The organism is Azorhizobium sp. AG788 (genome assembly GCF_943371865.1).
Classification (GTDB): domain Bacteria; phylum Pseudomonadota; class Alphaproteobacteria; order Rhizobiales; family Xanthobacteraceae; genus Azorhizobium.
In genome coordinates, this window is record NZ_CALRWL010000058.1 from 22,551 (window position 1) to 40,473 (window position 17,923).

The following is a 17,923-nucleotide window of genomic DNA, read 5'->3' on the forward strand; positions in this document are numbered from 1 at the left end:
GCCGGGGATCGTTCTGTTTGGTGTTTGCGGCCCGTTGGCGCGGGCCGTTGCCTTCGCCCGCCCGGCGTTGGCGCGCGGGGCGGGATCGGGTGGGGGCCGCCGGCACCCGGCCGGCGGCGGGTCAGGCCTGCGGGATCACCGGCAGCAGCACATAGCTTTCATGCTGCGGGTCGAAGTGCAGGGTGGTGGTGCCGCCGAAGATGGCCTCCGGCCGGTCCAGCTGGTCGTTGTGCAGGAACGGCCCGCAGCCGGTCAGCTCGTTCTTGAAGTTGGACAGCTTGCCGCCGGAGCCGCCGGGCCATTCGTAATCCTTGCCGCGCACGGACAAGGCGATGCGATAGCCCTTCGGCACCACGATGCAGGTGGGCCAGATCTCGATGTCCAGCTCTACCGGCACGCCGGGGGTGAGGGGCTGCGCTTCGTCGTGGCTGTGGTAGGGCCGATAGGGCTCGGAGAGTGTGGGATCCAGCTTGCGGTGCGAGGCCCGCAGCCAGCCCTGCGCCACCGGCGTATGCGGATCGATGGCGCCCTGGAAGGTGACTTCCTTCAGGTCCGCCGAGAACACCCGCAGCACCAGGAACAGATCCGCATCCGCCGTGGAGGAGGAGACGAACAGCTTGGCGGCGATGGGGCCGGTGATCTCGGTGTCCTGATCCAGCGGCGGGGTCAGGAAGGTGAGGCCCTCGCCCAGAGCGGCGAACGAGACCTCGGTCGTGTTGGCCACCGGCTCCGGCGCCAGCCGCGCGGTGCGCGGATGCAGATGGAGCTTGGTCCATTGGGTGCGGGCGAGGGGCCATTCGTGCTCCGCCCGCTGCACGAACACTTCGCCGGGATGGCGCACCTGCAGCAGCACCTTGGGCTGGCGGTTCCAGCCATTGTCCGCGCCCTTCAGGAAATGGTCGAAGAAGCGCAACTGCAGGGAGCGGCCATAGTCGGTGTAGAAATGGGTCCAGTGCTCGATGCCATGGACCTCCAGCCATTTGTCCTTGGAGGCGGCGCGCACGAAGGCTTCGAAATTGCCGCGCGGATGCAGGCCCTGGCCGCCCCAATTGGCGGCGGAGAGAAACGGCACCTCGATATCGGCCCAGACCGGCGAGCGATCCTGGTGATAGGCGTCATCGAGGGGATGGGCGCGGATGTCGGCGCCGAAATCGATGCGGTTGGCGGCCAGTTCCTCCTCCGAGAGGATCTCCGGCCCGCAGACCAATTGCCCGTGCGCCTTGGAGCGCCGGCCGCGCTCGCCGATGCCGTATTGCACCGTCTTCACCTGCATGTCGTACCAATTGGCCCAGAAGGTGGAGAGGATGCCGCCGTGGTGGGTCATGTCCCGATACCAGTCGGCGGAGCCCTCCCAGATGCACATGGCGGCTAGATGCGGCGGCTTGTGCTTGGCCACGTGCCACTGGTTGGAGCCGAAATAGGAGATGCCGTTGAGTCCGACCTTGCCATTGCTCCAGGGTTGCTGGGCCGCCCACTCGATGCAGTCGTAAAAGTCCTTCTGCTCGCGCGGCGAAAAGGGGTCGATGAAGCCCGGCGAGGTGCCGCAGCCACGGGAATCCACCCGCACGCAGGCATAGCCTTCCGGCACCCATTTCTCCGGATCCACCACTTCCCAGGCCTGATGGATGTTGCTGGAGCCGGCGGGCACATCGGGATGTTTCTGCGCCATGCGCTCCCAGGCGCTGGGATAGCCTTCCTGGAACGAAAGGCCCTTGGCGTAGGGGCCATAGGTGAGCAGGACCGGATAGGTGCCCTCGTCCGGCGGCAGGAACACATCGGCGCGGACCACCAGTCCGTCGTCCATGGGGATGGGCAAGTCCCAAATGATCCGCATGCCGTCACGCAAATCCGTGCGGGTGCGGAGAGGGGATGGCGTGTGCGCCAACGGCGCGGCGATGCCGGGTTCGGTCATCCGCACGGGCAGATCCTCCTTGAGATTTTTTGGTCTTGGTCGCGCCTTATGCTTTTGCGCTTACATCCAGCATGCTAATGATCGTTCGATAATTTACAAGCCCAAAACGCGAGGCTTGAAGCCCAACGGGGGAGGTCGCCATGAAGATCGGAATCGCCGGTGCTGGACGGATGGGCGGCGCGATGGTGCTGCGGCTGCTGGAGCTGGATCATGAGGTCCATGTGTGGAACCGCTCGCAGGCCCGCCTTGCCCCGCTGCTGGAGGCCGGTGCCCAGGCCGCCGCGACGCCGGCCGCCCTGGCCGGCGCGGTGGAGGTGATCATCTCTAGCCTGCTGGACGCCTCCGCTCTGGCCGAGGTCTATGAGGGGGCGCAGGGCCTGCTCTCGGTGTCGCTGAATGGCAAGCTCATCATCGAAATGAGCACGGTGCTGCCCGATGACGAGATCGCCTTGGCGGCCAAGGTGCGCGCCCAGGGCGGCGCGTTCCTGGAATGTCCCGTGGGCGGCACGGTGGGGCCGGCGCGCACCGGCAAGCTGCTGGGGCTTGCCGGCGGCGAGGCGGCGGACTTCGTGCGCGCCCGACCGATGCTGGATCAGCTGTGCCGGCGGGTGGAGCATGTGGGGCCGGTGGGGGCGGGGGCCAGCATGAAGCTGGCCATCAATCTGCCGCTGCTGGTGTTCTACCAGGCCTTCGGCGAGGCCTTCACCTTGTGCCGGCATCTGGGGCTGAGCACCGAATGGCTGGTGGACTTCTTCTCCGACACCTCCGGCGGCGCCAATGTGCTGAAGGCCCGGCGCGATCCCATCGCCAAGGCCCTGGCCGGCGAGGACATCGGGCCGGCGAGCTTTGCGGTGGACGCCATCCGCAAGGACCTGCGCACTATGATCGCGGAAGCCGCCAAGCAGAATATGGAGCTGCCGGTCACCGCCCGCACGCTGGAGGTCTATGACGCCGCCTCCCGCGCCGGCCTCGGCGACAAGGACGGGGCGGCGCTCACCGCCTTCTGGTCGCGCCACGCCCGCACCTGAAAGGCGCCGCCGCCTCGATGCGACCGCGCGAGGGTGAGTCGGGCGGGCTCTTCGGTCCCGGCAAGATCCCGCGGCCCCCATGGGAAACGGCGCGCAATGACCTCTTCCCGCTCGATGGGCGCGCGGGGGCCGGTCGCCTGTCCTGCGTGCCCGGCTTGGCCTGCGCTGGGGCGGCGCTCATAAATTCCTGCCCCTGTGCTTTTAGGGACGGACCTGCCGGCCTCTGTCCAAACGTCACAGTCCCACGTCCAAGGTCGCAGTGCCGAACGCCTGCCATGGCAACGCTTCGGGTCTCGTCCGATCGGGCCGGGGGCCTGTGGGGAACCTCTTTGGGTTATCTCTTAAGGAGGTATCAGATGCCGCTTTTGCGCCGGCGTGCCGATCCCACCCACAGCAAAGGTGCGCTTCGCCGGCCGGTCCAAACCTCCTTTTAACGCACCGGCGGCTATGGCTTTGGGGAACCGGCCGCTCCATCCGCGCGGCCTGCTGGGTCCTGGACGCACATGCCTTCTTCGAATCACCCTCCGAAATCGATCGCATCTTCGTTTTCCAACGGCTCCGAGGCGGGCACCGCCCGCGGCCTGCCGCTGTCCGGGCCGATGTCCTTCCGCGTGCAAGCGCCGGTGGTGGCGCAACTGACGGTCACGCCGTGGATCGCCAGCGATCTGGTGCCCAGCTGGCTGGTGCCGTTCACCCTGGACGAGAACACCCGCTTCACCCGCACGCCCGACCATTTGCTGCGCAGCCGCCGGCCCGGCGACGCGCTGGACATGCCGCCCATGCCGCCGCTGCCGCCGCGCAAGGCCTCGCCTCCCGATACCTTCGGTTTCGGCATGCGGCCCTGGTCGTTCCTGGCGGTGGAGAGCGGCGACGAGCCCATCGACAGCGTTCCCATGGCCATCGCCGCCACCACTTTGGGCCCGGACTGGGAGCCGGCGCCGGAGGAAATGGCGGAGATGACCGAGATCGCCGCATCGATCCAGGCGCCCCGCGATGGGGATCTCGCCCCGGACCTGGCGATGGCGCCGCCTGCCGAGGAGGCGATCGCCGCAGTGCCGGCGACGTCGGACGACGCGGAACCTGCGCTTGGTGCCCATGACGATAGTGGCGCTTCGGACGAGGCCGCATCAGATGACGCTCTTGATGCCCTTGCGGATGTTGGGGCTCTGGCTCCTCTTGGCGCCGCCGAGGCGGCTGCGCCGGAAACCGCTGATGGCGGCGCCGGCGCCGTGTCGCTCAAGACGCCCGTGGCTGCCGATGCGCCTTCAGACGTCGACCTCTCGCGGAACGCCGCGCTGGATACGGCCACCGCCTTGGGTGAGGCGGTGGCCGCAGCCCCTTCCCCGGTTCCGCCGGTGATGCCGCAGCAGCTGCGACGGCTGTCCCGTCTGATCGTGGTGGGGGATGGCGCCTACCCGCCCGTCGCCGCCGATCAGGATCTTCTGCCGATGGCGCTTGCCGCGGGCGGGGCGGAGCTCGCCTCCGGGCTTGCGGACGTGTCGGAGATCGCGCTGGCACCGGGTACCGCCCTGGAGGCGGATAGCGCCATGGTGGATGTCGCGTCGTCTGAAATCAGCGCTCCAATGGATCTGGCCGCGGCGGGCGATGATCTCGCCGACGGGCCGGCTGCGGCCACCGATGTCCTGACCGATGATCCGATCGTATCCGCCGACGCAGCGGCCCCGGATGATCGTGATGCTGATGACTCGACGCTCTTGGCCGTGTCGGTAGATGCCGAAGCCGTGGCCGAGCCCATGGCCGACGCCACGCTGGCGCTGAGCGACGACACGCCACTGGCGTGCGACGCGCAGGCTGAGGCCCCGGCGCATAGGGCTGAGCCCGTTCGGCCCGATCTCACGGAGACCACCGCCGCCGAGTCCATGCCGCTGGTCCCGATGGATCTGACGGCGGACGAACCTGAAGCCGCTGCCGAGCCCGCGTCCGTCGCCGCGCCGCAGGCCGTCCTGGCGGTGGCCGCCGCTCCCGCCGTGGTGGTGACCGCCACGCTGGGATGGCAGCCCTATCTCCAGAGCGTCCATGCGATGGTTTCGCCGGTGGCCGCGATCGTTGCCGCGCACGCCGAGGTGGAGCCGGAGGCCATCGCATCCGCCACGGATCTAGTCGCCGACGACAGTGATGACGCGGCCGCCGACGGGCCGGAGCTGGACGCCGAGCCGGTCGCCCGCGTCGCCGGGCTGTTTACCGGCGACTATGAATTGCCGCCGCTGGAGCTCTTGGCCGAGCCGCCGGTGACCGAGCCGCCGTTCGATCTCTCCGAGGAATTCCTGGAGCAGAATTCCGCCATCCTGCAGCAGACCCTGCGCGACTTCGGCGTGCGCGGCGAAATCATCGACGCCAATCCCGGCCCGGTGGTCACGCTCTATGAACTGGAGCCGGCGCCCGGCACCAAGTCGTCCCGGGTCATCGGCCTTGCCGCCGACATCGCCCGCTCCATGAGCGCCATTTCCGCCCGCGTGGCGGTGGTGGAGGGGCGCAATGTCATCGGTATCGAGCTGCCCAACCGGGTCCGCGAGACCGTGTGGCTGCGCGAGCTGCTGGCCAATCCCGATTTCAGCGAGGCGCGGGCCAAGCTCGGCCTGTGCCTGGGCAAGACCATCGGCGGCGAGCCGGTGATCGCCGATCTTGCCCGCATGCCGCATCTCTTGGTGGCCGGCACCACTGGCTCGGGCAAGTCGGTGGCCATCAACACCATGATCTTGTCGCTGCTCTACCGGCACACGCCGGAAGCCTGCCGGATGATCATGATCGATCCGAAGATGCTCGAGCTCTCAGTCTATGAGGGCATCCCGCACCTGCTGACCCCGGTGGTGACGGACCCGAAAAAGGCCATCACCGCGCTGAAATGGGCGGTGCGGGAGATGGAAGACCGCTACCGCAAGATGAGCCGCCTCGGCGTGCGCAATATCGACGGCTTCAACGCCCGCGTGGCGGAAGCCCGCGCCAAGGGCGAAATCATCACCCGCATCATCGAGACCGGCTTCGACCGCGAGACGGGCGAGATGCAGCATCACGAAGAGGCCATGGACCTCTCCGCGCTGCCGTTCATCGTCATCATCGTCGATGAGATGGCCGACCTGATGATGGTAGCCGGCAAGGAAATCGAAGGCGCCATCCAGCGCCTGGCGCAGATGGCGCGGGCCGCCGGGATCCATCTGGTGATGGCCACCCAGCGTCCCTCGGTGGATGTGATCACCGGCACCATCAAGGCCAATTTTCCCACCCGGATCTCGTTCCAGGTGACCTCCAAGATCGACAGCCGCACCATCCTCGGCGAGATGGGCGCCGAGCAGCTGCTGGGCCAGGGCGACATGCTCTATATGGCCTCCGGCGGGCGAACCATGCGCGTACATGGCCCCTTCGTCTCAGACAATGAGGTGGAGAAGGTTGTGGCGCACCTGAAGTTGCAGGGGCGGCCGGAATATCTCGATGCGGTCACCTCCGAGGATGACGAGGAGGCCCCCGCCGAGGACGATGGCGCGGTGTTCGACAAATCGGCCCTGGGCGAGGAGGGCGACCATTACGAGCAGGCCATCGCGCTGGTGCTGCGCGACCGCAAGGCCTCCACCTCCTATATCCAGCGCCGCCTGCAGATCGGCTACAATAAGGCCGCCAGCCTGATGGAGCGCATGGAGCAGGAGGGCATCGTCGGCGCGGCCAACCATGCCGGCAAGCGCGAGATCCTCATCACCCGCGCCCCGTGAGGGCGCGGCAGGGCGCTGGGCCGAAGAGCCCCTGCGCCCCATCAGCATGGGGCGGGGCATGCGCCTCTGCGTGGGGGCAGGCGGTTTTTTCCGGGCTATAGCCCCCGGAGTACGGGGTTCGCGACACCTTTGCCTGTGGAAAGGTATGCTCTCCGTCGCCCCCGGTTGCCGCCCGGCGCGACTTGTCCTATGAACGGCGTTGCGTCGGTCTTGGCACCGGCGCCTGGCACCCGTAGCTCAGCTGGATAGAGCGCTGCCCTCAGAAGGCACGTGTCAAGCCGGCCGATGTGAAAAGTGTGAAGAAAAGCGTTCTGGAACTCAATGACTTGCGAGCGTTCGGCTGAGGGCTTCACTTTCGCAGGAAATCCGAGTAAGCACTGCGTAAGCAGCAGGCACCCGTAGCTCAGCTGGATAGAGCGCCGCCCTCCGAAGGCGGAGGCCACACGTTCGAATCGTGTCGGGTGCGCCACTGCAACTTTTGATTGCGCCGGTTCTCAAGGGACTATGTCCGTCAAAACGAGCGGTATTTAGTCTGTCAGAAAGCGCCCAAACGCCACGATAGGCGGCGCTTTAGAAAGTCCCCATATCGAGCATGTCTAGGCGTCGTCGCGAGGGCGGTGCCGCCGGCTATGCGACTCTCGACCCTCCCCATAACTTTGGGTATCAATATCCAGGAGCTCTTTAACACGCCGGAGCCCGGATGGCTGCGCTGTTGTCACCCTCGATCGAGTTGCGCCACCTGCGCTATTTCGTGGCCGCCGCCGAGCACGGGAGCTTCCGCAAGGCGGGGGTGGCACTTGAGGTCAAGGAATCGTCCATCAGCCGGAGCGTCCGGGATCTGGAGGATGAGGTCGGCGTCTCGCTGTTCATCCGGCATTCGAGCGGGGTGAACCTCACTCTGGCGGGGCAAAGGTATCTCAGCCGGACACGCCAGGCGCTGGATCAGATTCGCGAAGCCGGCGAGGAGGCCGCGGCGTTCGGCCGGGCGGAAGAAGGGCACCTGAGGGTTGGGCTATTTTCGAACCTGTCCTCCGGCTTTCTGCGCGACCTGTTCCAGACCTATGACAGCCGCTATGCGGGCGTTCACATCGACTTTGTCGAAGCGCCTGCCGAAAGTCACGCGGCCGCGATACGGCGCTTCGATCTCGACGCTGCATTCGTGCTGGGCCGGCAAAGCTGGCCGGACTGTGATGCGATTTCCTCGTGGAGCGAACCGCTCCTGTTCGCGCTGCCGCGGCTTCATCCTCTGGTCCAGAGGCACGTGCTGTCCTGGCGCGATCTCGGGGATGAGACCTTTCTGGTCCGCACCGAAGGCTCCGGCAATGAGGTGCGCGGTTTTCTTGAGCGGAAGTTTCGGGAACTCGACATCTCGCCGCGCATCAGCACGCAGCAGGTCGCGCGCTATAGCCTTCTCGGTCTGGTCGCCACGGGACGCGGAATCGTGCCGGTGCTTGAGTCGGAAACGGTCATCGGTCTGCCGGAGGTGGTGTTCCGCCCTCTCGCCGGCGAGGCGATCCCGTTCTCTGTGATTTACTCGCCTCGCAACGACAACCCGGCAGTGCGCACCTTGCTCAGCCTCACACGGAAGATGGCCCGGGAGCAGGCTGCGACGCGCTGATGCTCGCAGCGCCGCCAGCCTCGCGGCGCGCCTTAGCGAATTCGCGATCGGTGGCGATGAAGCGCTCCAGCATGGGCACGACGAGCTTCACTGGATCCGGGGCGGGCTCGCCGGTTTCCCGCGCGAGCACCTCGGCATAGGCAACAAGATCGCGGTGCAGCGCGCCCGGCAGTGACAGGGCCACCTTCACCGGCTTGTCGTTCGTGATCGGTCCGAGCTTCAGCTTTGCCATGGTCAGTACCTGTAGGGTTCGAGGACGAGGTCGCGCGTGACCATGACCCGCACCGGGAAGCCGGGCCGAATGGTCAGGGTCGGCGCGACGTTCAACTGCCGGCGGATGATCTCCTGGCCGGCATTATTGATGGTGTCCTGCGCCCCACTCTGCAGCGCCTGGATCAGCTCGTCCTCGTCGTCCATGGCGAGTTCGGCGCTTACGGAGAGCAGGGTCGAGAGGCCGATCGCCTTGGCGAGATCCCACCAGTGCATGTCGACGCCGTCCTCGAGGCCGGCATAGCCCTGCGCATCGGTGCCGGGCTGGCGCTCCAGCACGATGGAGCGGCCATTGGGGAAGATCAGCCGGTTCCAGACCAGCAGGATGCGGCGCTGTCCGAAGCCGACGCCATTGTCGTACTGGCCCAGCAGCCGGGTCCCCTGCGGGATGATCAGTATCCGGCCGGTCGGGCTGTCATAGACATTCTCGGTCACCTGCGCGGTGATCTGGCCGGGCAGGTCTGAGCGAATGCCGGTGATGAGCGCGGCGGGGATGACAGCGCCGGCCTGCATCACGTAGGGCGATGCCGGTGCCATGACGCGATCGGACGCGACGACGCGTCGATCGACGGCGGCATTGAGGAAGGCAAGCTGGCGGTCTTGGGCTGAAGGTGTACCGCCCGGCCCGACGGCGCCAAGGCCGCTGAAGCCGGAGGCACCCGTCACTGACGACGCCGGCGCGCGGGCCTGCGCAGCCTGGAAGAATACGCGACTGGTCCGCGCGGCTTCCTGTTCGGCAAGACGCCGCTGCTGCTCGGGATCGACCTGTGGCGCTGTCAATGTCGGCGGCACCACGGGCTGGCCGCGGTTCTGTGCCTCAAGGATCGGCCGGCCGAGATCGCCCGGCAGAGGCGGACCCAGGATCGGCCCGGTGTAGTCGCGCGGCAGGCCGGCAAGGCCATCGGCCGTGGAGCGGTTCTGGGTGGAATAAAGTTCCTCGCCGCCGGTTCCTTTGTCGCGACTCTGCAGCGCATAGATCAACGCGCCACCAATGCCGAGGCTGACGACCAGCCCGGCGCCGGCCAGCACCTTGCGGGAAAGGCGCGTAACGCGCGGCGGCTCGGGACGCAGCCGCATGGCGGCGGCGTGATCGGTGGTCGGAGCTCCAAGATCGGCCTCGAGGTCATGATTTTGGGGGCCGCTCATGATGCCGGCCTCCCGTCCGTGCGCTCGATCCGCACCTTCTGCGGACGCTCGCCGCCGCCGAGGCGGAGCTCGGCCGCACCGAACAGCCGGTCGACGATCAGGATGTTCTGGTGGATGCGGCTATTGACGATCTGCGCTTCGCCATCTGCCCCGATGACGAAGAGCGGCGGCATCTCGCCCTGGACAATGCCGCGCGGGAACTCGACATAGACCTTGCGCCCGTCATCATAGACGGCCATCGGCCGCCAGGGCGGCGTGTCGCCGGTGAGCGCATAACGGTAGTTGCGGACAGTGAAGGCCGGAATGACCGGCGTCGCTGGAACACTGGAGCGCTGCGCTCCCGGAACCTGCGGATATGCCCAGGCGACGGCCGGCATATAGGGCTTCTCGCCGGCGCGCAGCTCGATCATGTAGCTGCGGCGGTCGGTGGTGATGACGAGGTTGGTGGAGATGTCCGCCCGTGTCGGTTTCACCAACACATGCACGCGCCGGTTTGCACCTTCGCCGCTCTCGGTGTCGCCGATGATCCAGCGCGCGGTGTCGCCCGCCGCGATGGGTCCGCTGCCGGTCAGGCTCTCGCCCGGCTCCAGCGCGATGTTGGTGATCTGGCCGGGCGCTGCATAGACTTGATAGAGCGCACCCTCGCTCCAGGGATAGATCTGGATGGCGTTATAATAGCCCTCGCGGCGCGGCTCCACGCGGGCTGCCGCGTTGGCGTTCTCGACGCGGGCGACGGGCGTTTTCGCATCCGTGCCGCCCTTGGCGGGCGTCCAGGCAGGAGGCGTGTGGAGCGGGCGCGGCCGCTCATCAGTGACGACGGCGGGCACCACCGGTAGCGCCGGAACGTCACCGTCATAGCTGATCTGCGGCGGCTTCGGTGCCGATGCGCAGCCGCCCAGCATCGTCGCCGAGAGCAGGAGAACCGCAAAGGCGGATCGGCGGAAAGCCGGAGATGCAGGTTTACGGAGAGGTGTTTTCACTGGCTCATCTCCCGCGACCAACTGATGGCGTTCACATAGATGCCGAGGGGATTGGTGCGCAGGCGCTCGGCATCGCGTGGCGGCTGGATCACCAGGGTCAGGATCGCGCTCCAGCGCTCTGTGGCGACGAGCTGGCCGTTCTCATAGCGCCGCTCGACCCACGCAACGCGGAAGGAATCCGGAGAGGCCCGGATCACGCTGGAGAGCTCAACGGCGATCTGCTGCTTGCCGACCCGGGTGAAGGGATCATTGGCGCGGGCGTAGTCGTTGAGCGCGGCAGCACCCCGATCGGTAGTGAATTCATAGGCCCTGAGCCAGTTCTGCCGCACGATAACGGGATCGGCCGGCAGGCTGCGCACCTGCTCGATGAAGCGGGCGAGATGCCAGGCAATCTGCGGATCGGTGGGGCGATAATCGCCGGTGGCGGGTCCAACGGCCTGCGTCTGGCCGAGACGATCGACCTCGACCACCCAGGGCACGACGGTGCCCCGCGTCGACTGCCAGATCAGCGCCGAGGCAAAGCCGGCCGAGAGGAACAGACTACTAAGCGCCATCAGCCGCCAGTTCTTGGCCTGCACACGGGCCGAACCGATGCGCTCGTCCCACACCTGTGCTGCCTTCTGATAGGGCGTGACGGGGTCGGGCGAAGTTCCGTAATGGGTCGCGTGTCGCTTGAAGAGGCTCATGAGCGGTCGCTCTCAGACAGGGAGACGGAAGAGCCGCCGGCATGGCTGTCACCGGAGCGCACAGCATGGGCGGCGGCGGAGACGCCGTGGCGAAGCGACTGGCCGCGCTTCATGCGCTTGGCCCAATCGGGCACCTCGCCGGCGGAGGAGGCTGAGGCCGTACCGCTGACGGCGTTCGCCAGCGGGGTCACGGCGGCGGAGCCTGCGGCTCGCGCGACGCCACCCAGCCCCGAGGTGACACCCGCCATGCCGGACTGTCCGGCGGAACCGAGGCTGTAGGCTGTCGCTCCACCCCGCGCCGCAGCCGCCGTCGCGGAGAGCGCGGCCCCGCCGCCCCGGATTGCGAGGCTTGCGGCACCGCCGGCCGCCATCAGCGCGCCACCGGCGGCGAGGCCCGTGCCGACCGCGGCCCCCGCGCTCAGCTGCGGGCCGCCGGAGACAAGGCCCGCGGCAATGCCAGGGCCGAAGATGCCGAGGCCGAGCAGGGACAGGGCAGCCAGCACGATGGCCATGGCGTCATCGATGGTGGGCGTCTGTCCCCCAAACCCCGCGGTGAACTGGCCAAACAGGGTGGAGCCGATGCCGATGATGACCGCGAGCACCATGACCTTGATGCCGGAGGAGACGACATTTCCCAGCACCCGCTCGGCCATGAAGGCGGTTTTGCCGAACAGGCCGAAGGGGATCAGCACGAAGCCGGCGAGCGTCGTCAGCTTGAACTCGATCAAGGTGACGAAGAGCTGGACCGCGAGAATGAAGAAGGAGAGCAGCACCAGCGCCCAGGCAAACAGCAGGCAGGCGATCTGGATGAAGTTCTCGAAGAAGGCGACCCAGCCCATCAGGTCGGAGATGGAGTCGAGTAGCGGCCGACCGGCTTCGAGCCCGGTCTGCGCCACCTTGCCCGGACGCATCAGGTCGCTGACGGAAAATGCCGTTCCCGAGCCCTTCAGCCCCAGCCCGGCGAAGCTCTCGAAGACGATGCGGGCGAGGTTGTTCCAATTGCCGATGATGTAGGCGAAGACGCCGACGAACAGGGTCTTCTTGATGAGCCGCGCGATGACGTCGTCATCCGCACCCCAGGACCAGAATAGCGCCGCCAGCGTCACGTCGATGACGATGAGCGTGGTGGCGATGAAGGCAACCTCGCCGCCAAGCAGGCCGAAGCCGCTGTCGATATAGGAGGTGAAGACCCCGAGGAAAGTGTCGATGACGCCGGTGCCACCCATCTCAGCGACCTTCATTCGGCGCGGGACGTCCGAGGAACCGGTCCCGCGTCTGCGCCCAGACCTTCATGCACGCGGCGTCCTGCGCGGCGGCTTCTCCAAGCTGCTGACACCGCCACTGCTCATCGCGCAGCGGATCGTGCTCGGCCTCGACCGTCCGAGTGGGTGAAGGCTCCGGCGCCTTTTCCTCCCGGCTCATCTCCACAACCGCCGCCGTACCGGCGATGGCCACGAAGATCACCGCGCCGAGCCGGGCCAGCATGGCTCCGTCCATGTCGGCCTCCCTCAGTTGCTGAACATGCGGGCATTGCCGGCCTGATAGCCGGCGCCCGGGGTGAGGAAGCGCCGGCGCTGCTCGCGTCCCTGCTCGGCGGCAGTCGCGCGTTCCGCCTCGGACAGCGCCGCGGCGCGCCCATTGGCGGACATCACCGCGATCAGGTCGGAAAGCTGCTGCGACTGCAAAGCGAGTAACTGGTTGCCGGCCTGGGTGGCCTGAAGGGCTCCCGTGGCGCCCTGGCTTTGGCCGACGAGGGTCGCCATCTCGGCCTTGTTGGCATCGACATTGCCGACGACGCCGGCCTGCACCCGCAGCGCGTCCTGCAGGCCCCCGACGGTCGTCTGCCAGCGCGAGCGCGCACCGGCGACGAGATCGGCATCGGAGGCTGAGAGCGGGATGTTGCCGTAGCGCTGCTGGAAGGCCTGGTCGATCTGGCCGACATCGAAGGCGATGCTCTGCGCCTGCCCGAGCAACTGCTGGGTGCGCTGGACCGATTGCTGAATCTGCTGCAGCGAGGAGTGCGGCAGGCTGGCGAGATTGCGCGCCTGGTTGATCAGCATCTGCGCTTCGTTCTGCAGCGAGGTGATCTGATTGTTGATCTGCTCCAGCGCCCGGGCCGCAGACATCATATTCTCCGCGTAGTTCCACGGGTCATAGACCGTGAGGGCCTGCGCGGGCGGGGACAGCACGGGTGCGAGGGCGAGCGGCGCGGTCAGCAGCGCGACGGCGACGGTGAGCGCGCGCGGATGGGACTGCGTCATGGCTGCGTCTCCAGATTGGTGAGGTTGGGAAGGAGGTCGGCGGCCCAGCCGAGGCCGCGATGACGCAGCCAGGCGTCCAGGAAGCCGTCGCGGCCATGCGCGTCTAAGAGATTGCCGATGGCCTGCTGTTCGGTCTTGGAGGACGCGGCGCATAGCGCCAGCGCGACCTCGCTGAGGCCCAGCTCGAACAGCCGGTTGCCGCGCCGCGACTGGCAGTAATAGTCGCGCTTTGGGGTCGCCCGCGCGAGGATCTCGATCTGGCGGTCGTTCAGGCCGAAGCGGCGATAGATGGCGGTGATCTGCGGCTCGATGGCCCGCTCATTGGGGAGCAGAAGGCGTGTCGGGCAGCTCTCGATGATCGCCGGGGCGATGGCGCTGCCATCGATGTCGGAGAGCGACTGCGTGGCGAAGATCACGCTGGCGTTCTTCTTGCGCAGCGTCTTCAGCCATTCGCGCAGCTGGCCAGCGAAGGCCTCGTCATCCAGCGCCAGCCAGCCTTCATCGATGATGAGGAGGGTCGGCGATCCATCGAGCCGGTCCTCGATCCGGTGGAACAGATAGGCCAGCACCGCCGGCGCGGCCTCAGTCCCGATCAGTCCTTCGGTCTCAAACGCCTGAACGGTGGACGAGCCCAGATGCTCGCTCTCCGCATCCAGCAGCCGGCCCCAGGCTCCGCCCAGGCAATAGGGACGCAGTGCCTGCTTCAGGTCGTTGGACTGCAGGAGGACGCAGAGGCCTGTGAGGGTGCGCTCTTCCACCGGCGCGGAGGCGAGTGAGGTCAGCGCCGTCCAGATGTGCTCCTTGACCTGCGGCGTGATGGGGACGCCTTCGCGGGTGAGGATCGCGTTAAGCCAGTCAGCGGCCCAGGCGCGCTCGGCAGCCTCATCGATGCGCGCAAGCGGCTGGAGCGAAACGCTATCCGCGCTCCCCTCGCTGAGGCCGCCGCCGAGATCGTGCCAGTCGCCTCCCATACCGAGCGCCGCGGCCCGGATCGAACCGCCGAAATCAAAGGCAAACACCTGCGCGCCCGCATAGCGCCGAAACTGCAGCGCCATCAGCGCCAGCAGTACGGACTTGCCCGCGCCGGTGGGGCCCACGACGAGGGTGTGGCCGACATCGCCGACATGGAGGCAGAACCGGAACGGGGTCGAGCCCTCGGTCTTGCCGAACAGCAGCGGCGGTGCATCAAAATGCGCATCACGGCTCTCGCCGGCCCACACTGCTGACAGCGGGATCATATGGGCGAGATTGAGCGTCGAGATCGGCGGCTGGCGGACATTGGCATAGACGTGGCCGGGTAAAGCTCCCAGCCAGGCGTCCACGGCATTGATGGTCTCGGTCATCACCGTGAAATCGCGGCCCTGGATGACCTTCTCGACTCGCCGCAGCTTCTCGTCGGCGATGCGCGGATCGGCATCCCACACCGTCACCGTCGCGGTGACATAGGCGATGCCGGCATGGTCTGCGCCAAGCTCCTGCAGGGCGAGGTCGGCATCTTCAGCCTTGTTCGCGGCATCGGAGTCCACGAGGACGGAGGCCTCATTGGTCATGACCTCCTTCAGGATGGCGGCGATGGATTTGCGCTTGGCGAACCACTGGCGGCGGATCTTAGTAAGCAGCCGGACCGCATCCGTCTTGTCGAGCAGGATTGCCCGGGTCGACCAGCGATAGGGAAAGGCCAGCCGGTTCAGCTCATCGAGCAGGCCGGGCGTCGTCACCGTGGGAAATCCGGTGATGGTCAGCACCCGCAGATGCTGGTCGCCAAGGCGCGGCTCCAGCCCGCCGGTGAGCGGTTGATCGGCAAGCAGCGCGTCGAGATAGATCGGCGTCTCCGGTACGCGGACACGGTGCCGATGCGTCGAGACGCAGCTGTGCAGGTAGGTCAGCGTCTCGCCGTCATCGAGCCAGCGGCATTCCGGCATGAAGGCGTCGATAAGGTTGAAGAGCCGATCGGTCCGGTCGGTAAAGCCGCGCAATGTCTCATGGGGATCGAGACCCGCCTGGTCCCGCCCTTCATAAAGCCAGCCTTCGGTCCGTGCCGCATCCTCCGCCGGCGGCAGGAAGGTGAAGGTCAGAAAGTAGCTCGACTCGAAATGGCTGCCTGCCTGCTCGAAGTCGGCCCGCCGCTCGGCATCGACCAGAGCGGAGGCGGCATCGGGGAAGGCGCTCGCCGGATAGGCCGCGGCGGCATGGCGCTGCGCCTCCACAAAGATCGCCCATCCCGAACCAAGGCGACGAAAGGCGTTGTTCAGCCGCCCGGCGACCGCGACGAGCTCGACGGGAACGGCGCTGTCGAGGTCCGGCCCACGAAACCGCGCAGTGCGCTGAAATGAGCCGTCCTTGTTCAGCACGATGCCCGGCGCGACCAGTGCCGCCCAGGGGAGGAAATCGGCAAGGCGGCGATTGCGGCTGCGATATTCGGCGAGGTTGATCATCATGGCACCCCGCTCAGACCAAGAGGTGCGTCGGGATGCGCAGATGCCGACGCACCACCTCGACGAAAAGCGGATCACGCTTTGCCGCCCACACCGCCGCAACATGTCCGATCATTCCGATGGCGAGGCCGACCAACCACAGGCGCAGGCCAAGGCCCACGGCCCCGGCGAGCGTGCCATTGACGATGGCGATGGCACGCGGCGCGCCGCCGAGCAGGATCGGCTCGGTCAGCGCCCGGTGGACCGGTACGTTGAAGCCCGGGACCTCAATCGGCTCGCCCATCAGACGAGCGCTCCGCCGCCGAAGGAGAAGAACGAGAGGAAGAAGCTCGAGGCGGCGAAGGCAATCGAGAGGCCGAACACGATCTGGATCAGCCGGCGGAAGCCGCCCGACGTGTCGCCGAAGGCCAGCGCCAGCCCGGTCGAGATGATGACGATGACGGCGATGATCTTGGCGACCGGCCCTTCGATCGATTGAAGGATGGATTGCAGCGGCGCTTCCCACGGCATGGAGGAACCGGAGGCATAAGCGCTGGCCGTGGCCATCAGGCTGATGCAGGTGACAGACGCGGCCAGCCGGGCTGCGCTACGGGCGCGATGGAGCGATCGGATCATGTGGGATCTCCGGTAAGGACAGGGGTGACGCGGTAGTCGCCATCGGGGCCGAGGCCCTCGACACGGGCGAGTTCGGTGAGCCGGCGTGCGGAGCCGCGGCCGGAGAGCACGGCCACGAGACTGATGGTCTCGGCGATCAGCGCGCGTGGGACGGTGACGACAGCTTCCTGGATGAGCTGTTCCATCCGCCTCAGCGCGCCGAGCGCGCTGCCGGCATGGATGGTTCCGATGCCACCTAGATGGCCGGTGCCCCAGGCCTTCAATAGGTCGAGCGCCTCCGCGCCGCGCACCTCGCCGATGGGGATACGGTCGGGCCGCAGCCGCAGTGCCGAGCGGACGAGGTCCGAGAGCGAGGCGACGCCGTCTCTGGTGCGCAGGGCGACGAGGTTCGGCGCCGCGCATTGCAGCTCGCGCGTATCCTCGATGAGAACAACGCGATCGGAGGTCTTCGCGACCTCGGCGAGCAGCGCATTGGTCAGCGTGGTCTTGCCCGTCGAGGTGCCGCCCGCGACGAGAATGTTGGCGCGAGAGGCAACACCCTGGCGCAAAGCGTCGGCGTGCCACGCCGACATGATCCCGGCGCGGACATAGTCTTCGAGCGTGAACACCGCGACGGCGGGCTTGCGGATGGCGAATGTCGGGGCCGCCACGACCGGCGGCAGCAGGCCCTCGAAACGTTCTCCCGTCTCGGGCAACTCGGCCGAAACACGCGGGGCGCCCGCATGAACCTCCGCGCCGACATGATGCGCGACGAGGCGAACGATGCGTTCGCCGTCAGCGGGCGACAGCTTCTCGCCTGTGTCGCCCAACCCTTCCGAGAGCCGGTCGATCCACAGCCGCCCATCCGGGTTCAGCATCACTTCGACGACGGACGGGTCTTCCAGGTGCCGGGCGATCGCCGGACCCAGCGCCGTGCGCAGCATCCGTGCGCCGCGGGCAAAGCCCTGATGATGATGTGCTGCCGCCATCTCAACCCCGACAATGCCGGGGTCATGACGATCTCATCCCGGTCGGGGATGATTAAAAGAGCCCGATATTAGGCCGGTTCAACAGGATTCGATCCGCTTCGCAGCGTAGCGTGCAACGACAGGCGAACGGCGGAACTGCTGTGCAGTGATCGGAAGCTTCATAGGGAGCCTCCGCTTCACGGCTTGAAACAATGCTCCCTGTGCCAGCGCAGGAAATGGGGATGGGGTCGCTCGATCAACCTGCGTGGCGCGATGGCGCGGCCGTCTTTGTTGATGAAGGCG

At 67.1% G+C, this 17,923-nt stretch carries 15 protein-coding genes, 1 tRNA gene and 1 pseudogene; 4 read left to right on the plus strand and 13 right to left on the minus strand.

Annotation, left to right across the window (positions count from 1 at the left end; all coding sequences use genetic code 11):
• Window positions 1-121: 121 nt before the first annotated feature.
• Window positions 122-1,912 (minus strand): CocE/NonD family hydrolase, encoded by a 1,791-nt coding sequence (locus AAG816_RS23945; RefSeq protein WP_341992228.1) that lies wholly within the window; start codon window positions 1,910-1,912, stop codon window positions 122-124.
• Between the two features lie 140 nt (window positions 1,913-2,052).
• Between AAG816_RS23945 and AAG816_RS23950 the strand changes: the two genes are divergently transcribed.
• The 4 genes from AAG816_RS23950 (at window position 2,053) to AAG816_RS23965 (ending at window position 8,280) form a co-directional block, all read left to right on the plus strand.
• On the plus strand, window positions 2,053-2,940 hold the full coding sequence (locus AAG816_RS23950; RefSeq protein ID WP_341992214.1) for an NAD(P)-dependent oxidoreductase: 888 nt from the start codon (window positions 2,053-2,055) through the stop codon (window positions 2,938-2,940).
• Window positions 2,941-3,443: 503 nt separating this feature from the next.
• Window positions 3,444-6,662 (plus strand): DNA translocase FtsK, encoded by a 3,219-nt coding sequence (locus AAG816_RS23955; RefSeq protein ID WP_341992215.1) that lies wholly within the window; start codon window positions 3,444-3,446, stop codon window positions 6,660-6,662.
• Window positions 6,663-7,054: 392 nt separating this feature from the next.
• A tRNA-Arg gene (locus tag AAG816_RS23960) sits at window positions 7,055-7,131 on the plus strand.
• Between the two features lie 231 nt (window positions 7,132-7,362).
• Window positions 7,363-8,280: a LysR substrate-binding domain-containing protein gene (locus AAG816_RS23965; protein ID WP_341992216.1), complete on the plus strand. Its 918-nt coding sequence runs from the start codon at window positions 7,363-7,365 to the stop codon at window positions 8,278-8,280.
• Here the strand turns inward: AAG816_RS23965 and AAG816_RS23970 are convergent.
• The 12 genes and pseudogenes from AAG816_RS23970 to AAG816_RS24025 form a co-directional block, all read right to left on the minus strand.
• Complete coding sequence (locus AAG816_RS23970) at window positions 8,240-8,512, minus strand: DUF2274 domain-containing protein (RefSeq protein WP_341992217.1); 273 nt, start codon at window positions 8,510-8,512, stop codon at window positions 8,240-8,242. The genes AAG816_RS23965 and AAG816_RS23970 overlap by 41 nt on opposite strands.
• Window positions 8,513-8,514: 2 nt before the next feature.
• Window positions 8,515-9,696, minus strand: coding sequence for a TrbI/VirB10 family protein (locus tag AAG816_RS23975; RefSeq protein ID WP_341992218.1), 1,182 nt, complete (start codon window positions 9,694-9,696; stop codon window positions 8,515-8,517).
• Window positions 9,693-10,598 (minus strand): P-type conjugative transfer protein TrbG, encoded by a 906-nt coding sequence (trbG, locus tag AAG816_RS23980; protein ID WP_341992219.1) that lies wholly within the window; start codon window positions 10,596-10,598, stop codon window positions 9,693-9,695. Before trbG ends, AAG816_RS23975 begins: the two co-directional genes overlap by 4 nt.
• Window positions 10,599-10,672: 74 nt before the next feature.
• Window positions 10,673-11,362: a conjugal transfer protein TrbF gene (gene trbF / locus AAG816_RS23985; protein WP_341992220.1), complete on the minus strand. Its 690-nt coding sequence runs from the start codon at window positions 11,360-11,362 to the stop codon at window positions 10,673-10,675.
• Window positions 11,359-12,588 carry a P-type conjugative transfer protein TrbL gene (gene trbL / locus AAG816_RS23990; protein WP_341992230.1) on the minus strand — a complete coding sequence of 410 codons (1,230 nt, stop codon included), beginning with the start codon at window positions 12,586-12,588 and terminating at the stop codon, window positions 11,359-11,361. Before trbL ends, trbF begins: the two co-directional genes overlap by 4 nt.
• Window position 12,589: 1 nt before the next feature.
• Window positions 12,590-12,859 carry a putative entry exclusion protein TrbK-alt gene (gene trbK-alt / locus AAG816_RS23995; protein WP_341992221.1) on the minus strand — a complete coding sequence of 90 codons (270 nt, stop codon included), beginning with the start codon at window positions 12,857-12,859 and terminating at the stop codon, window positions 12,590-12,592.
• Window positions 12,860-12,870: 11 nt separating this feature from the next.
• The gene (trbJ, locus tag AAG816_RS24000) at window positions 12,871-13,623 is read right to left on the minus strand and encodes a P-type conjugative transfer protein TrbJ (protein ID WP_341992222.1); all 753 of its coding nucleotides are present in this window, start codon (window positions 13,621-13,623) and stop codon (window positions 12,871-12,873) included.
• Window positions 13,620-16,058: a conjugal transfer protein TrbE gene (trbE, locus tag AAG816_RS24005; RefSeq protein WP_341992231.1), complete on the minus strand. Its 2,439-nt coding sequence runs from the start codon at window positions 16,056-16,058 to the stop codon at window positions 13,620-13,622. The genes trbJ and trbE overlap by 4 nt, the downstream gene beginning before the upstream one ends.
• A 13-nt stretch (window positions 16,059-16,071) precedes the next feature.
• Window positions 16,072-16,341: a VirB3 family type IV secretion system protein gene (locus AAG816_RS24010; protein WP_341992223.1), complete on the minus strand. Its 270-nt coding sequence runs from the start codon at window positions 16,339-16,341 to the stop codon at window positions 16,072-16,074.
• Complete coding sequence (locus AAG816_RS24015; RefSeq protein WP_341992224.1) at window positions 16,341-16,673, minus strand: TrbC/VirB2 family protein; 333 nt, start codon at window positions 16,671-16,673, stop codon at window positions 16,341-16,343. The genes AAG816_RS24010 and AAG816_RS24015 overlap by 1 nt, the downstream gene beginning before the upstream one ends.
• Window positions 16,670-17,641, minus strand: coding sequence for a P-type conjugative transfer ATPase TrbB (gene trbB, locus AAG816_RS24020; RefSeq protein ID WP_341992225.1), 972 nt, complete (start codon window positions 17,639-17,641; stop codon window positions 16,670-16,672). The genes AAG816_RS24015 and trbB overlap by 4 nt, the downstream gene beginning before the upstream one ends.
• Window positions 17,642-17,817: 176 nt before the next feature.
• Window positions 17,818-17,923, minus strand: a pseudogene (locus AAG816_RS24025) (restriction endonuclease); the annotation flags it as partial.

Coding starts and splice junctions, on each gene's coding strand:
- AAG816_RS23945 (WP_341992228.1), bottom strand. CDS start 1,912: ATGACCGAACCCGGCATCGCCGCGCCGTTGGCGCACACGCCATCCCCT.
- AAG816_RS23950 (WP_341992214.1), top strand. CDS start 2,053: ATGAAGATCGGAATCGCCGGTGCTGGACGGATGGGCGGCGCGATGGTG.
- AAG816_RS23955 (WP_341992215.1), top strand. CDS start 3,444: ATGCCTTCTTCGAATCACCCTCCGAAATCGATCGCATCTTCGTTTTCC.
- AAG816_RS23965 (WP_341992216.1), top strand. CDS start 7,363: ATGGCTGCGCTGTTGTCACCCTCGATCGAGTTGCGCCACCTGCGCTAT.
- AAG816_RS23970 (WP_341992217.1), bottom strand. CDS start 8,512: ATGGCAAAGCTGAAGCTCGGACCGATCACGAACGACAAGCCGGTGAAG.
- AAG816_RS23975 (WP_341992218.1), bottom strand. CDS start 9,696: ATGAGCGGCCCCCAAAATCATGACCTCGAGGCCGATCTTGGAGCTCCG.
- trbG (WP_341992219.1), bottom strand. CDS start 10,598: ATGCTGGGCGGCTGCGCATCGGCACCGAAGCCGCCGCAGATCAGCTAT.
- trbF (WP_341992220.1), bottom strand. CDS start 11,362: ATGAGCCTCTTCAAGCGACACGCGACCCATTACGGAACTTCGCCCGAC.
- trbL (WP_341992230.1), bottom strand. CDS start 12,588: ATGGGTGGCACCGGCGTCATCGACACTTTCCTCGGGGTCTTCACCTCC.
- trbK-alt (WP_341992221.1), bottom strand. CDS start 12,859: ATGGACGGAGCCATGCTGGCCCGGCTCGGCGCGGTGATCTTCGTGGCC.
- trbJ (WP_341992222.1), bottom strand. CDS start 13,623: ATGACGCAGTCCCATCCGCGCGCGCTCACCGTCGCCGTCGCGCTGCTG.
- trbE (WP_341992231.1), bottom strand. CDS start 16,058: ATGATCAACCTCGCCGAATATCGCAGCCGCAATCGCCGCCTTGCCGAT.
- AAG816_RS24010 (WP_341992223.1), bottom strand. CDS start 16,341: ATGGGCGAGCCGATTGAGGTCCCGGGCTTCAACGTACCGGTCCACCGG.
- AAG816_RS24015 (WP_341992224.1), bottom strand. CDS start 16,673: ATGATCCGATCGCTCCATCGCGCCCGTAGCGCAGCCCGGCTGGCCGCG.
- trbB (WP_341992225.1), bottom strand. CDS start 17,641: ATGGCGGCAGCACATCATCATCAGGGCTTTGCCCGCGGCGCACGGATG.